17 protein-coding genes are annotated in these 14,448 nt (G+C 71.7%); 6 read left to right on the top strand and 11 right to left on the bottom strand.

Annotated elements, in window-relative coordinates:
* Position 1 precedes the first annotated feature (1 nt).
* The 3 genes from ACT53R_RS09870 to ACT53R_RS09880 are packed head-to-tail and all read left to right on the top strand — an operon-like array spanning position 2 to position 2,793.
* Positions 2 to 1,378 carry an ATP-binding protein gene (locus ACT53R_RS09870; protein WP_476171697.1) on the top strand — a complete coding sequence of 459 codons (1,377 nt, stop codon included), beginning with the start codon at positions 2 to 4 and terminating at the stop codon, positions 1,376 to 1,378.
* Between the two features lie 3 nt (positions 1,379 to 1,381).
* Positions 1,382 to 1,861, top strand: a complete 480-nt coding sequence (locus ACT53R_RS09875) for a hypothetical protein (protein WP_476171698.1) — start codon at positions 1,382 to 1,384, stop codon at positions 1,859 to 1,861.
* Positions 1,858 to 2,793, top strand: coding sequence for a tetratricopeptide repeat protein (locus ACT53R_RS09880; RefSeq protein WP_476171699.1), 936 nt, complete (start codon positions 1,858 to 1,860; stop codon positions 2,791 to 2,793). The genes ACT53R_RS09875 and ACT53R_RS09880 overlap by 4 nt, the downstream gene beginning before the upstream one ends.
* A gap of 16 nt (positions 2,794 to 2,809) precedes the next feature.
* On the opposite strand, the gene ACT53R_RS09885 is transcribed toward ACT53R_RS09880, so the two are convergent.
* The 8 genes from ACT53R_RS09885 to ACT53R_RS09920 form a co-directional block, all read right to left on the bottom strand.
* Positions 2,810 to 3,340, bottom strand: a complete 531-nt coding sequence (locus ACT53R_RS09885) for a hypothetical protein (protein WP_476171700.1) — start codon at positions 3,338 to 3,340, stop codon at positions 2,810 to 2,812.
* The gene (locus ACT53R_RS09890; RefSeq protein ID WP_476171701.1) at positions 3,307 to 3,510 is read right to left on the bottom strand and encodes a PspC domain-containing protein; all 204 of its coding nucleotides are present in this window, start codon (positions 3,508 to 3,510) and stop codon (positions 3,307 to 3,309) included. Before ACT53R_RS09890 ends, ACT53R_RS09885 begins: the two co-directional genes overlap by 34 nt.
* A gap of 10 nt (positions 3,511 to 3,520) precedes the next feature.
* Positions 3,521 to 3,898, bottom strand: coding sequence for a YfeK family protein (locus ACT53R_RS09895; RefSeq protein ID WP_476171702.1), 378 nt, complete (start codon positions 3,896 to 3,898; stop codon positions 3,521 to 3,523).
* Positions 3,895 to 4,968, bottom strand: coding sequence for a class III poly(R)-hydroxyalkanoic acid synthase subunit PhaC (locus ACT53R_RS09900; protein ID WP_476171703.1), 1,074 nt, complete (start codon positions 4,966 to 4,968; stop codon positions 3,895 to 3,897). The genes ACT53R_RS09895 and ACT53R_RS09900 overlap by 4 nt, the downstream gene beginning before the upstream one ends.
* 1 nt (position 4,969) lies before the next feature.
* Positions 4,970 to 6,250, bottom strand: coding sequence for a class III poly(R)-hydroxyalkanoic acid synthase subunit PhaE (phaE, locus tag ACT53R_RS09905; protein WP_476171704.1), 1,281 nt, complete (start codon positions 6,248 to 6,250; stop codon positions 4,970 to 4,972).
* 133 nt (positions 6,251 to 6,383) lie between these two features.
* Positions 6,384 to 7,001, bottom strand: coding sequence for a CDP-alcohol phosphatidyltransferase family protein (locus ACT53R_RS09910; RefSeq protein ID WP_476171705.1), 618 nt, complete (start codon positions 6,999 to 7,001; stop codon positions 6,384 to 6,386).
* A 4-nt stretch (positions 7,002 to 7,005) separates the two neighbouring features.
* The gene (locus ACT53R_RS09915) at positions 7,006 to 7,731 is read right to left on the bottom strand and encodes a hypothetical protein (RefSeq protein WP_476171706.1); all 726 of its coding nucleotides are present in this window, start codon (positions 7,729 to 7,731) and stop codon (positions 7,006 to 7,008) included.
* 232 nt (positions 7,732 to 7,963) lie between these two features.
* Positions 7,964 to 9,844: a 3-hydroxybutyrate oligomer hydrolase family protein gene (locus tag ACT53R_RS09920; protein WP_476171707.1), complete on the bottom strand. Its 1,881-nt coding sequence runs from the start codon at positions 9,842 to 9,844 to the stop codon at positions 7,964 to 7,966.
* A 132-nt stretch (positions 9,845 to 9,976) separates the two neighbouring features.
* Between ACT53R_RS09920 and ACT53R_RS09925 the strand changes: the two genes are divergently transcribed.
* From ACT53R_RS09925 to ACT53R_RS09935, 3 genes are read left to right on the top strand one after another with little or no spacing between them, the layout of a single operon-like run.
* Positions 9,977 to 10,645, top strand: coding sequence for a response regulator (locus ACT53R_RS09925; protein ID WP_476171708.1), 669 nt, complete (start codon positions 9,977 to 9,979; stop codon positions 10,643 to 10,645).
* Positions 10,646 to 10,702: 57 nt separating this feature from the next.
* The gene (locus tag ACT53R_RS09930) at positions 10,703 to 11,461 is read left to right on the top strand and encodes an SIMPL domain-containing protein (RefSeq protein ID WP_476171709.1); all 759 of its coding nucleotides are present in this window, start codon (positions 10,703 to 10,705) and stop codon (positions 11,459 to 11,461) included.
* Between the two features lie 4 nt (positions 11,462 to 11,465).
* Positions 11,466 to 12,473: a hypothetical protein gene (locus tag ACT53R_RS09935; protein ID WP_476171710.1), complete on the top strand. Its 1,008-nt coding sequence runs from the start codon at positions 11,466 to 11,468 to the stop codon at positions 12,471 to 12,473.
* Between the two features lie 48 nt (positions 12,474 to 12,521).
* On the opposite strand, the gene ACT53R_RS09940 is transcribed toward ACT53R_RS09935, so the two are convergent.
* From ACT53R_RS09940 to ACT53R_RS09950, 3 genes are all read right to left on the bottom strand, one after another.
* Positions 12,522 to 12,869 carry a hypothetical protein gene (locus tag ACT53R_RS09940; protein WP_476171711.1) on the bottom strand — a complete coding sequence of 116 codons (348 nt, stop codon included), beginning with the start codon at positions 12,867 to 12,869 and terminating at the stop codon, positions 12,522 to 12,524.
* Positions 12,870 to 13,023: 154 nt separating this feature from the next.
* The gene (locus ACT53R_RS09945; protein WP_476171712.1) at positions 13,024 to 13,458 is read right to left on the bottom strand and encodes an OsmC family protein; all 435 of its coding nucleotides are present in this window, start codon (positions 13,456 to 13,458) and stop codon (positions 13,024 to 13,026) included.
* A gap of 28 nt (positions 13,459 to 13,486) precedes the next feature.
* Positions 13,487 to 14,371: a LysR family transcriptional regulator gene (locus tag ACT53R_RS09950; RefSeq protein WP_476171713.1), complete on the bottom strand. Its 885-nt coding sequence runs from the start codon at positions 14,369 to 14,371 to the stop codon at positions 13,487 to 13,489.
* Between the last annotated feature and the right edge of the window lie 77 nt (positions 14,372 to 14,448).

Raw genomic sequence — 14,448 nt, forward strand, 5'->3', positions numbered from 1 at the left:
CATGACGACCGGTCCGAACGATCCCGCCTCCGTCGATCCCCAGGTCGCCGCGTTGCTCGCCGCGCTGCGGGCGACGCCGGACAACGCCCCGCTGCGCGCGCTGGTGCTCGACGCCTGCCTCGACAAGGGCGACGTCGCCGGGCTGCTGCAGGCGCTGGACCTGTGCGGCCCGGACCTGCTGGCCGATGCCGACCGCCGCGCACGCGCGCTGAAGCGGCTCGCCGACGCCGGCGAGCACGACGCGCTGCTGCGCTTCGCACCCGGGGACTCCGGCGAGGCGCTGATGGCCCGCGCCCGCCTGCTGTTCGGAGAGGGTCGCCGCGCCGAGGCGCTGGAGGCCTACCGCGCCGCGATCGCCGCCAACCCGGCGATCGAGGACGCGACGTTCTTCTCGCAACTGACCGGCAAGCTGGTGTCGCTGGCCGACGCGCGCAGCGGCCGCGGCGGCGAGGCGGTGCCCAGCATCGCCAACGACGACACCGCGGCGTACGACATGGTCCGCCACCTCGAACCGGTCGCGGCGCGGATCGGGTTCGACGACGTCGGCGGCCTGGACGAGGTGAAGCGCGAGATCCGCCGCCGCATCATCACCCCGTTCCTCAAGCCGTCGCTGTTCCAGCGCTTCAAGCGTCAGTCCGGCGGCGGCATCCTGCTCTACGGCCCGCCGGGCTGCGGCAAGACGCTGCTCGCGCGCGCCACCGCCGGCGAATGCGGCGCGAAGTTCTACAACGTCTCGATCACCGACGTGCTGGACATGTACATCGGCGAATCGGAGCGCAAGCTGCACGAGATCTTCCAGCAGGCGCGACGCACCGCGCCGGCGGTGGTGTTCTTCGACGAGATCGAGGCCATCGGCGGCAAGCGCCAGCATTCGCGCGAGGCGACCTCGGCGAAGCTGGTGAGCCAGTTCCTGACCGAACTCGACGGCTTCGCCCAGAACAACCACCACGTGCTGGTGCTGGGCGCGACCAACGTGCCGTGGGCGGTCGACCCTGCGTTCCGGCGCCCGGGCCGTTTCGATCGCGTGCTGTTCGTGCCGCCGCCGGACGCCGCCGCGCGCGAAACCATCCTGCGCCTGCTGCTGGACGGCCGCCCGCAGGCCGGCGATCTCGACCTGCGCGAACTCGTGAAGCGCACGTCCGGGCACTCGGGTGCCGACCTGCGCAACCTGGTCGACACCGCCGCGGACGAGGCGATCGAGGAGTCGATCGAGACCGGCCGCGAGACCGAGATCGCGATGCGCCACCTGCGCGACGCGCTGGCGCGCATCCGGCCGACGACGCTGGAATGGCTGACCAGCGCCCGCAACCACGCGCGCTATGCCAACCAGGCCGGCCAGTACGACGACGTGCTGAAGTTCCTGGACAGCCAGGGCTGACGCATGGCGACCGTGCGCTATCGCATCCCGGACGAACCCCGGCCCACCGGTCTGGTGAAGTACGCCGTCGACCCGATGTGGCCGCTGCTGGCCTGCATGCTCGGCGGCAACGGTATCGGCCTGCTCTGGTTCGCGTTCAACACCCGCGCGCTGGGCAGCGTGTCGGCGGCGCGCGAGTACGGCTACGCGCTGCTCAGCCCGCTCGCCTGCGTGGCGGTGTCCTTCGCCATCGCCTCCGGCATGGAGAGTCACTGGCTGGCAAGCGAGGCGTCGGTCCGGTACGCGGAACTGGCCTACCCGGCGGTGAAGCTGACCTTCGCCTACCTGCTGTACCTCAGCCAGGCGCGCAGCGCGGAACTGCTGACCCATTACGGCGGCACGCTGCGCAACGGCGCGATCGGCCTGTTCGCCTGCTTCCTGCTGTCGCGCAACGTGATCGACGGGATGCTGCTGCCCGCCATCCTCAGCGAGGCGCTGCGATGAGCGACGACCTGCGCCTGGAACGCCTGCTCGACCACGGCCTGCGCCTGATGCGCAACGGCCACGTCGACCAGGCCATCGACGTGCTGACCCGCGTGCTGGGCGAAGCGCCCGACCATGCCGACGCGCATGCGGCGCTCGCGCTGTGCCTGGTCTCGCGCAACCGCCTGCACGCCGCGAAGCTGGAAGCGTCGCAGGCGGTGACGCTGGATCCGGACGCGCCGCTGGCGCACCTCGCGATGGCGGCGGTGTCGATCGCGCGCCGTGAATTCCCGGCCGCCGAGGCGCACATCGACGCCGCGCGCTCGCTGTCGCCCGAACATCCGGAAGCCTACCGGCTGGCGGCGGCGCTCCATCGCAGCCGGGGCCACATGGACCGTGCCCGCGACGAGATCGCCAAGGCGCACGCGTTGGACCCGGACAACCCCGACACGCTCGCCCGCTACGGCTGGATCGAGTTCGAGGACGGACGCCGCGGCGAAGCCCGCGCGCTGGCCGACCGCGCGCTCGGCCGCGATCCGGAGCATGTCGATGCACTGACCCTGCTCGGACACTGCGACCTGGCCGAGGGTCGGGGCGAGGACGCCCGCGCGCATGCGGTCTGGGCGCTGCAGAACGACCCCGGCGACGCCGGCGCGCTGACCTTGCTCGCGGCGATCAAGGCGCGGCAGAGCTGGGTGCTCGGCGTGTGGTGGCGCCTCCAGACCTGGCTGACCGCCGGCACGCAGCGCCGCACCATCGCCCTGCTGGTCGGCGTGTATCTGGTCTACCGCGTGTGTGGCGTGACCCTGCGCGTCGAAGGCCATCCCGATGCCGCCGCGCTGTTGAGCTACGCGTGGCTGGCGTTCTGCGTCTACACCTGGTTCGCGCCGTCGATCTTCCGCCGCAGCCTGAAGCGCGAAATGGAAACGGTGCGGCTGCGGCCGGATTACTGAACCGGGCGGCGGCGCGTCAGTCCGGCTTCGTCGCCGGCGGCCGCGCCCACTCTTCCTTCGTCGCCGCACTGGAATTGGCGCTGAGCCACGGCCACCAGCCGCGGCCGGTCAGTGCGTAGCGGTCGGCCGCACGCTCGAAGCGGTTGCGCACGCTCACGCCACCGTGCAGGAAATACAGCGGCAGGAACAGCGGCCCCAGCGCCATGTACTGCAGCACGTGCGCGCGCTCGTGGTCGCCCAGTCGCGTGCGCGGCTGCATGCACCAGCCGGCACGGTGCGCGTAGGTGTCGCACATCGTGTCGAGCGACTCGCCGGTGCAGAGGATCACGTTGCCCAGCGTCATCGCCCCGCCCGGCCCCAGCGGGAACCGCCGGAAGACGAGCGCATGGTCGCGCCGGTCGAACACCGGTCGCGCGCCCAGCGCCATGCCGGCCAGACCGGCCACCAGTCCCGCCAGACTGTTCGGTGCCGCCCACAGCACGCCGAGCGCGAACGCCGCGCCGCGGGCGAGGCTCAGGCCTCGGGGGCTTCCGGGATCAGCAGCCACAGCACGATGTAGACGAGGATGCCGGGAAACGCCGCCGAGAACGCCGACACCAGCACGTAGCCGATGCGGGTGAGCGTGGGGTTCCAGCCGAAGCGTGCGGCGATGCCGCCGACGACACCGGCGATGACGCGTCCGTCGCGGATGCGGGCCAGTCGTGGCGCGGTGCTCACGGGCGCGGACTCAGTGCGCCGCCGGCGCAGCGCGCAGCGCCTGCAGCCGGTGCTTGAACCACTGCGCCGACGGTTCCACCGCATGGCCGGCGCAGCGCACGTGGTAGGGCTTGCCGCTCATGCTGCTCTCGGTCGCGGCGCGCTCGATGAACAACTCCGCGGTGTCGGCCATGTCGCGCTTGCGCAGATAGTCGTACTTCTGCTGCAGGTGTGCCTGCGCCTTCTTCGCGTCGTACCAGCTGCCGTTGCGCTCGAACTGGCAGCCGGAGGCGCCCAGACCGGTGATCAGCGCGGTGATCTCGCGCTGCGCCTGCGGCGCCGGCGCGGCCGACGCGACGCCGGCGAAGGCCAGCGCCGCGGCCGCGAGGAAACGGAATTTCGATGTCATCGTGCGCGCCTCGCCAGCCAGTCGTGGATCGCGCCGGGCACTTCCTTCTGCGCACGCCCGGACACGTAGATGCCGATGTGGCCGCCGCGGAACGACAGCTCGGAATAATCGGCGCTGCCGACCAGCCCGCCCAGCGGCTTCGACGCCGACGGCGGCACCAGGTGGTCCTGCTCGGCGTAGATGTTCAGCACCGGCATGTCGACGAAGCCGAGGTCGACCGGACGGCCGCCGATCTCGATCCCGCCGTTCACGAAGCCGTTGCCCTGGTAGTACTGCTTGATGAACTGGCGGAACGCCTCGCCCGCCTGGTCCGGCGAATCGAAGATCCACTGCTCCATGCGCAGGAAATCCTCCATCGCCTTGCGGTCGTCGAGGATGTCGACCATGCCCACGTACTTCTGCACGAACAGCCGCCACGGCTTGAGCGTGAGGTAACAGTGGTTCATCAGGTCGGCCGGCACGTTGCCCAGCGTGTCGACGAACAGGTCGATGTCGAGGCCGCGCGTCCAGTTCGACAGCATGTTGTCGTCGGTGTGGAAATCCACTGGCGTCACCATGGTGATGAGGTTCTTCACCTTGTGCGGATGCAACGCGCTGTAGCTCAGCGAGAACGCGCCGCCCTGGCAGATGCCGAGCAGGTTGATCGCGTCCAGCCGGTGCGCATGGCGCAGGTGGTCGACCGCGCCGCCGAGGAAGCGCTCGATGTAGTCCTCCAGCGTGAGGAAGCGGTCCGAGCGGTCGGTGTAGCCCCAGTCGATGAGGTACACGTCCTCGCCCAGCGCCAGCAGGTTCTTCACCAGTGAGCGGTCGTCCTGCAGGTCGACCATGTACGGCCGATTGACCAGCGCGTAGCAGATCAGGAGCGGCACCTTCGCGGTCGGCGCGCGCGGGCCCTTGAAGCGGTACAGCACGACCTTGCCGTCGCGCCAGACTTCTTCCTTGTCGGTGACGCCGTAATGCACGTCGCCGAGTTCGCCGAGCGTGGTCAGGCCGGCGCCCAGCTTGCGCTGCACGGTAGCGGCTTCTTCGGCCAGCTTCTCGGGCGAGAGATCGAACGGGGAGTCGTACATCTCAGCGCGTCCTCTTCGCGGCCTTGGCCGGCATCGGCTTCAGCGGCTCGGGCATCGGGATGGCGGCGATCGCCGGACGCGGCGCGCGCCGGGTCGCCGGGCGCGCGGTCGCGGCGGCCGGCTTCACGGCGGTTTGTTTCACGGCGGCCGGTTTCGTCGCCGCCTTCTTCGTCGCGGCTTTTTTCTTCGCGGCCGGCGTCTTGTCGGGCACCGCCCTCACGACGGGCGCCTTCGCCGCACGCGGCTTGCGCGCGGGCGCAGGCTTCGTCTCGGCAGTCGCCTGTTCCGGTGCGGGTTCGACCGGCGCCGCGACCGGACGACGCGCCGGTTCGGCAGTGCGACCTGCGGCGAGGCGACGCACCTGGCGTTCGAGTTCGGCGATGCGGCGATGCGCGGCGTCGACTTCGGTACGGCCCGGCAGACCGAGCAGACTGCCCATGCGTTCGATCTCGCCCTGCACGCCGGCGCGGACGCGCATCTGCGCGTTCACCAGATCGCCGTAGACGCGGCGGAAGCGCGGCGACAGCGCGATCTCGGCGTACGCCTCCTCGGCCGCGTCGATCCACAGGTCGAACAGCGCGCGGGCGGACTGCAACTGGCGGCCCGGCTCGCTGCGCTCGGCCAGCTTGCGCTCGAAGCGCTCGAACGCATCGCGCCCGGCTTCCAGCATCAGCTGGCTGTAATCGTCGTTCTTCTGCTGCAGGTCGAGCATCGCCGCTGCGAGCGCCTGCCAGCGTTCCTGGTGCTCGCGTGCCGGCCCGAACGCCGGCATCTGCAACCAGTGCAGGCTGTCCTGGCGCAGGCCGCCGAACGCCGCGCCCAGCGGCATCGCGGACAGCAGCGGCGCGACCTGCGCGTACCACGTGTCGAACCCGGTCTGGCCGCGGCCGCCGAGCGCGTCGAAGATGCCGCCGAAGGCCTGTCCGCCGCCCATGGCCTGCTTCCATGCCGCGGCGATGTCGCCGGCGCTGGCCGCACGGCCGGAGAACTGTTCGGCGACGCCCTGCATTGCCCCGAACCACTGCCGCGCCTGCGCGGAGAAGCGTTCGACGAGATCGGCGACGTCGTTGCGCGGTGCGCCGCCGGCGAGCCGGGTCCAGCCGTCGAGCGCTGCACGCCAGGGATCCTGCGGCGCACCGCCGCCGGCCATGCGCATCGCGTCGGTCATCGCCCGCCAGTACTGCTGGGCCAGCGCGCCGACATCAGGCGTGCCGCCGAATCCGGCTCCGGATCCGAATCCCGATCCGAATCCATGACCACCCGCCCCGCCTGCAGTCCACATCGCATCGCTCCCGGTCAGAGGCGGCCATCATAGCAACGGCTGCCGCAGTGCATCATCGATGCGGCCGGCCATCGATCGGTCGGTCTTCAGACCTTGGTCGAGCCATGCAACGCCCGCGCAGGGCGCCGGTCGCTCACCACTTCGGGATGCGCAGGGTCTTGCTGATCATCAGCGAGCCGGACAGCGCGTAGGCCAGCACCAGCGGATGGAACAGGCCGCCGGCCGCGCGATACGCGCCGAACCAGAAATCGTGGCCGATGCGGCCGGCGTCGACCGCCATCACCAGCATGACCACCAGTGCGAGGCTGGTCGGGATCGGCGTGCCCTCGAAATACTTGACCTTGTCGTCCTCGCCGGCCAGTTGCTCGGCGGTGATGTTGAAGCGCGCCAGCCGGCTGACGCCGCAGCAGACGAAATAGCCCAGCACCAGCCAGTCCCAGAACCCCTGCAGGCCCGCCGCGAAGCCCAGCGCCGCCGGCGCGACGCCGAACGAGATCACGTCGGCCAGCGAATCCAGCTCGCGGCCCAGCGTCGACGACGACTGCCGCCAGCGCGCCACCCGGCCGTCGAGTGCGTCGAACACGAACGCCAGCGGCACCAGCGCCGCGCCGATCAGCAGGTCGTGCTTGTTGCCGGACTGCATGTAGCGCAGCGCGCAGAACACCGCGCTCACACCGCAGAAGGCGTTGGCCAGCGTCAGCCAGTCGGCCAGGTGGAAGTCGCGCAGCATCGAGAAATGGCGGCGGATCATGCCTTCAGTGCTCCCGGCCGGCGGAGGCGGCCACCCGCTGATCGTACTCGCGCCGGTTGCGCAATGCCTGCAACGCGGCAGCGGACAGCGTGCCGCTGCGGCGCGCCTCGGCCACGAACTGCCGCGCCAGCGCCGCAGGCAGGCGCATGTTCGCGGCATCCGCACGCCGGTAGTCGTACAGCCGCGGCTGCGTCCACGGATCGAACGCCCGGGTATCGAGGCCCTGCGCGCCGTCGAGGAAGATCTGCGAGGTCGGCACGACCACGCGGACCTCGCGCCCGTCGGCGCCGGCGAAGGCCCAGACCGCCACGGTATGGTTCGAGGCCGGCCAGAACAGGCCGACGCGCGAGCGCGACGACAGTCCTAGCGCGTGCGCGACCACGGCGAACAGCGCCGACAGTTCGTCGCATTCGGCGATCGCGGTGTGCAGCGGCAACCGATCCGATGGCACGGCGTCGCGCCACTGCGCCCAGACCCGGTCCGAACGCGGCTCCTGGTCGGTGATCCGCCACTCCAGTCCCCACAGCCCGCCGGCGCGCGTGGCCTCGAAGGCGAGGCGCACGCGCACGAAGTCGGCGAACAGCGCGGGATCGTCGGCGAGGTCGTGTGCCTTGCGCAGCCGGGCCCAGTCGTCACGGACTGCAACGGAGGCTTCCTGTGCAGGCAGCTCGGCGCGCAACGCCGCGAAGAAGGCCTCCGCGGCCACGTCGCGTTCGCCTGCGAAGGGCAAATCAACGTCCTCGGGCACCACGGCTGCGGGCGAGATGTCGCGCGTTTCGGCTGCCCGGGCCGACGCGGACGCGGGCGAGGCCGTCTCCGGCCCGTGGCAGCCCGCCACGACACAGGACAGGCACCCCGCGAGGAAGGGGAGCCTGCTGCGCGCCGCCCGCGTCGATGGCATGCGTCCGTCGGTCATCCCGCCAGCCTGCCAACGACGGGGGCGGCGCTCAAGCCGCCTCGGATCAGTGCAGCGCCAGATGCTCCGCCGCCAGCGGCTTGCCGGCGCGCGGCACGGTGTCGAAGGTGGCGTCAACCGGCAGCGCGCCCTCGCCTTCCAGCGAGGCGAGCGTGCGATCGAGCGCGGCGTAGACGTAGGGCAGCATGGGCAGGTAGCGCGCGCCGTAGTCGGGCAGGCCGAGGAAGGCGTCGAAATGCTGTGCGTGGCGCACCTGCCAGAAGCGCACGTCGCGGCCCGCGGCGCGGGCGTGGGCGACGTAGGGCGCGCTGGTGAAGGCCATCGGGATCAGGCCGTCGTCGACGCCGTGGATCACGGTCACCGGCAGCCCGGCGCGCGGCAGGCCCGCGCGGGTCTCGGCGATGCCCTTGCGCACGCGGTCGGCGTCGACCGACGCCCCGCCCCACAGGTCGCGCAGGCAGCGCAGGCGGGTCAGGCCGGGATCGGCCTTCGCCACCTGATCGATGATGCCGACCCCGGCACCCGGCGGGATGCCGCTGGCGTCGCTCCACCACGCGGCGCGTTCGGCCACGGTCGCGGCGCGCAGCGCGCCGGCGGCATCGTGCATCGCGAACGCGTAACCGCAGGGATGCTCGCCCACGCCGTAACGGCCGTAGGCGGAGGCGTAGGTGACGGCGACGGCGCGCCACAGGTCGAAGCCGACGCTCAGCGCCCCCGCACGCAGCGCCTCCTCGGTCCAGCCGTGCGCGCGCAACCGCGCGTGCGCGTCGCGCGACTGCGCGGGCGCGTCGTCGCCATCGATCAGGCCCGCCGCGCGCAGCGACGCGCACTGCAGCGTCCACAGCGGCTTCGCCTGCGCCTGCAACGGCGGCTGCGGCAGGTTGTCCATGCCGAGCAGCGCGCACGGCATCAGCAGCGCGGCCTCGGTGGTGTAGTCGTACAGCGCACGCGCGCCGGCGGCGTCCGCGTACACGCTGGGCTCCCCGGCGACGACCGCGTCCAGCCAGTCGCCGTCCAGTTCGGCCGCGCGCAGCACCGCGCCGCCGCCGTTGGAGATGCCGACCGCGATCACCTTGGTGTTCGCGAAGGTGAACGGCGCGTCGTCGGGGAAGGCGCGGTCCAGCGCATGCAGGCCGAACTCGGCGGCCTGGCGCACGTGCCGGCCCCAGTCGGCCTCGGGGTTGTCCTGCGAATGCGCATGGCGGAACGCGACACCCTGCGCGCCGGCGGTCGCGGTCGGCGCGAACGCGAGATCGCCGTCCTTTGCCGCGCCGACGGTGCCGTCCGCGCGCACGCCGAGGCCGGCGTCGAGATCGAAATAGTCGGTGCCGGTGCCCTTGTCGGTGTAGGCGACGGCGCAGCCCTTCGGCAGGCCCCAGGCGCCGGCGACCGAAATCGCGCCGTACACGCCGCGCGACCCCGACGACGGCGACACCACGAGGCAGCGACGCTTGCGGTCGAAGCCGTCCGGCACCTGCGTCACCACGCGGTGCGGCTGGTGCGCGCCGGGCAGGCGCGCCAGCGCCGCGTATTCACGACCCGGCACCGCGGCGGTGCTGCCGTAGAGCTCGCCGTAGCCGCCACCCGGGGCGAGGTCGGCGATGCCGCGCCAGTTGCTCCAGATCGCCCGGCGCCGCAGTTCCGCCGGCGTGGGCGCGGCGGGATCGGCGAACGGCGGCGGTGCGAGGTTGCGCAGGCCGGCCAGGCCGAGCCCCGCGGTCAGCAGATCGTCGCCGTCGCGGTGGAGGGTGTCGCGCTCGGCGCTGAACATCGTGGGGGCTCCGGCAAGAGAGGCGTTGGCGGCCGATCCGCGCGCAGGCGCGCCGGCGCAGGCGGCCAGCAGGGGCGCGAGCAGCGCGGCAAGCAGCGCGGTGCGGACGGAGGCGGAACGCGGGCGCGGCAGGGCGCGCAAAGGGAAGGCGGTCATGACTTTCCAACGTAGCAGCCGCGGCGGCCCGCGGCATCGTACTTTGGTACGAGTGCGGCGATGCAGCATCGCGACGCCCGGGGTCGGCCGCGCCTGTTAGGCTTGACCGGATCACCCGCCGTACCCGCGTCCATGCCGCAGTTGCTCATCGCCGACGACCACCCCCTGTTCCGGGCTGCCTTGCGCGGCGCGGCGGTCGAAGCCGCGGAAGGCGTGACCACCTGCGAGGCGGCGTCGCTCGACGAGGTCCTCGCCACGCTGGAGGCGCGCCCCGACATCGACCTGGTGCTGCTGGACCTGCACATGCCCGGCAACCACGGCCTCGCCGGCCTCGCCGCGATCCGCGCGCAGTTCCCCGCGGTCGCGGTCGCGCTGGTGTCGGCGAACGAGGACCCGCAGATCATCCGCCGCGCGCTGGACCACGGCGCCGCCGGCTACATCCCCAAGAGCGCCGGGCTGGAGGAACTGCGCGACGCCATCCGCGCCGTGCTGGCCTGCGAGGAATGGCTGCCGCCGGCGCTGCGTCCCGCGGTCGCGCGCGCCCGCTCCGCGCCCGACGACGCCGACCTCGCCGCCCGCCTCGCCAGCCTCACGCCGCAGCAATTCCGCGTGCTGGCGCTGGTCGCCGAAGGCCTGCTCAACAAGCAGATCGCCGACCGTCTCGATGTGCAGGAACGCACGGTGAAGGCGCACCTCAGCGCGATCTTCGAGAAACTCGGCGCCCGCAACCGTACCCAGGCCAGCGTGATCCTGCGCGGACTGGAGATCGGCGACCCGGCGCAGCGCGTCGACGAGGGCTGAAGCCGCACCCGGCCGCGCATGCCAGAATCCGGCGATTCCCCCGCACCGGAGCGCAGCATGTCCATCCGCCACCTGTCCATCCGCAACGCCCTGCTCGCCCTCGCGTTGGCATCCGTTGCCGCAACCTCGCCGGTGTTCGCGGCGGAGACACCCGAAACACCCGCCATCACCGTCACCGCAACCAGCGAAGTGAACGTCGAACCGGACGTGGCGGTGCTGACGCTGCGGGTGGAGCGCTTCCACCGCGAGTTGCAGGCCGCGAAGCGCGAGCACGACCGCGCCATGCAGGACGTGCTGGCGCTCGCCCGCCGTCACGGCGTGCCGGAGCGCGATCTGCAGACGCCGAACCTGCGGATGGACGTCGTCCGCGAGTCGCGCAGCCGATCCAGCGTCACCGACGAAGAGCGACGCAGCGCCCCGGTCCGCGGCTACCTCGTGACGAGCACGCTGGTGATCCGGTTGTCGGACCTGTCGCGCTTCGAGGCGTTCTACGGCGACCTGCTCGGCACCGGCATCACCGAAGTGGACAGCGTGCGGCTGGAGGACTCGAAGGCGCGCGAGCACCGCGAAGCCGCGCGCCTGCTGGCGATGAAGGCGGCCCGCGACAAGGCCGCAGCCATGGCCGGCGCGCTGGGCCAGACCATCGGCAAGGCCATCGGGATCGTCGAAGGCGATCGCGGGATGTCCGCGCAGCCCTACGCGAATGTGGCCATCGGCGGCTTCGCCGCGCCCGGCGCACTGGCCGGCGGCGACACCTTCGCCCGCGGCGAATTGCGCGTCGCCGCCACCGTGACCATCACTTTCAGGCTCGACTGAGCCGATGCGCCGTGCGACTGCGCTGAAGCTGGCGGGGACACTCTGCGTTCTCGCCGCCATCGGCCTCTACTGGCGCCACTGGATCCACGAACAACGCGCGCTCGAACGCGGCGCCGTCATCGCGCAGAAACGCGCGGCGGCGGCGCGGCGCGCGGAATGGGCACGCCGCTGGGCGCAGCCCGAACCGCCGCTGGCCGGCGCGCGCACGGTGGAGACGGCGCATTACCGCATCGCCTCCACCGCCGACGACGCGCAGACGCGTCAGGTCGCCGATGCCGTCGAGGCGCTGCACACCGCCTACATGGACTTCTTCCGCGATGTCACTCCACGGCAGGCGTTCGCGAACGGCGACAAGCTGCAGTTGACGCTGTACGCGAACCGCGCGCAGTTCCGCAGCTACAACCGCAGCTTCTGGTGGGCCGAGGCCTACTACCGCCGCCCGACCTGCTACGCGTACTTCCCGGCGGGCGAGCCCAATCCATACCACTGGATGCTGCACGAAGCGACGCATCAGCTGAACACCGAGGTCGCGGGCCTCACCCTGCCGAAATGGGCGAACGAGGGCCTCGCGGCGTATTTCGGCACCAGCGAACTGCGCGACGGCGTGCTGCATCCGGGCCGCATCGATCCTGACACTTACCCGGTCTGGAAGCTCGGCGGCCTGGGTTTGAGCGGCAGCCTCGATCGTGACGTGCGCCGCGGCCGGATCATCCCGCTGCGCGCGCTGATCACCGGCGTCGACGCGCCGCCGTTCGAGCGCAACCTCAATCTCTACTACGTCGAGTACTGGAGCCTCGTGCACTTCCTGCTGCACGGCGACGGCGGCCGCCATGCGGCGGCGTTCAAGCGGGTGCTGGCCGAAGGCGCGACGATCGATGCCTTCGAGCGCGCGTTCGGGCCGCCGGAGCGGATCGAGCTGGCGTGGTACGCCGACCTGCGCGACAAGATCACGACCTTCGCGCCGGATCCGGTCGGAGGCGCGGTCATCGTGACGGTGCCGAAGACACTTTGAACGCGACCGCGACCGGCGCCACGCGGGCGCCGGTCGCGACGCATGCGGTCAGTCGGTTTCGGTCCGGCAGCAGGGCGCGATTTCCCAGTTCGTGCCGTTCGGATACACGCCGTGGCAGCGCTCGATCTTGGTCGCGCCGGCCGGGCAATCGCCCTTGGCGTCCGTGCTGCTGAAGCTGATGATCTTGCCCTGCCCACTGCTGCCGGGCAGGCCGCCGGACACCGTGCCGTCGCTGTGGACGACGACCGCGCGCGGCATCGGCGCCGGCGCCTGGGCCTGTTCCGGCTGCGCGCGCGGCGCCTGCCGGGCACCGCCCGCGGCCGCGCACTCGAATGCGACCAGCGTGGCCAGCAGCACGAAGCGCAATGTCCGCGCGGTCTTGTTGCGCGTTGTCATGGTGACGCCCTCCCCTCTGCGATGGGCGCCGTCGACGGTCGCGCCCGACACCTGCAACTAACGCGGCGGATGCGGACTCCGGCATCCGACGCGGTGAACACGGTTGCGGTCGACGTGGGGGCGTCGGGGCGGCACGCGGCCGCCCGGGTAAAGCTCAGGCCAGTGTCGCTTCCAGCGTCACCGGCACGGCCAGCGCGCGCGAGATCACGCAGCCGGCTTTCGCGGCTTGGGCGATCTGCTCGAACTGCGCGGCGTCGATGCCCGGCACTGTGGCATCGACGACCAGGTGCACGCCGGTGACGGTCGGGCCCGGGTCCATACCCGGTTCCATCGTCGCCTCGGCGCGGGTCTCGATGCGGGTCGGGGTGAAGCCGGCGCGGCCGAGCACGGCGCACAGCGCCATGCTGAAGCAGCCGGCGTGCGCAGCGGCGAGCAATTCTTCCGGATTGGTGCCGGTCTCGTCGCCGAAGCGCGTCTTGAAGGAATAGTTCTGGTCGGCGAACAGCCCGCTCTGCGGCGTGCTCATCGCACCCTTGCCGGACATCAGGTCGCCCTCCCAGCGGGCGGTGGCGATGCGTTTGAAAGCCATGGCGAAGCTCCTGTGAGGTCGACCGAGTCTACGCCGGAAAATGCGCCACCGCGTGCTCGATGAAGGCCCGCACGCTGGGGGTCAGGAAGCGCGCGCTGGGGAACACCGCGTGCACCGGCACGTCGTCGCCGCGCCACGCCGGCAGCACCGGCACCAGCCGGCCGGCAGCGATGTCGTCGGCGGCGATCGATTCGAGCAGGTCGGCGATGCCCAGGCCGTCCAGCGCAGCGTCGCGCTGGGCGAAGCGGCTGTCGACGCGCAGCCGCGGCGGCATGTCGATGTCGACGCGCTCGCCCGCCGGCCCGCGCAGCCGCATCGGCGCCACACGCCCGCCCGGCGCGAAGGCCACGGCGACGTGCCCGGCCAGCGCCACTGGGTCGTCCGGCGTGCCGCGTTCGCGCAGGTACGACGGCGCGGCGTACAGGCCGTAGCGCAGCGTGCCCAGCCGCCGCGCCGCCAGTCGGGAATCCTGCAGCGGCCCGACCCGGATCGCCAGGTCGAAGCCTTCGTGCACGAGATCGACGATGCGCGTGCTGCTGTCGACCTCGATCGAGAGCGCCGGATGCCGCGCCAGCAGCGAGCGCACCCATGCGAAACCGCCGAGCAGGCCGAACTCCATCGGCATCGTCACCCGCAGCAGGCCCTGCGGCTCGCCCCGGGACGCCTGCGCGACGCGTTCGGTGTCCTCGACGGCGGCGAGGATGCCCACCGCCCGCGCATGCACCTCGCGGCCGATCTCGGTCAGGCGCAGCGCGCGCGTGGTGCGCTCCAGCAGGCGCACGCCCAGCTCGGCCTCCAGTTCGCCGATCTGGCGGCTGACCCGCGCCTTCTGGGTGCGCAGCACGTCCGCGGCGCGGGTGAAGCTGCCGCTCTGGACGACGGTGACGAAGGCACGCAGGCGGGACAGCTCCATTGTTGTCTTTTTCGGCAACGAAATGTCTTGATGATCCTGATTTATCAGGAACCCGGCAACCCGGATGCTGCGCGCAT

It is taken from the genome of Lysobacter sp. DMC104, from assembly GCF_056313665.1.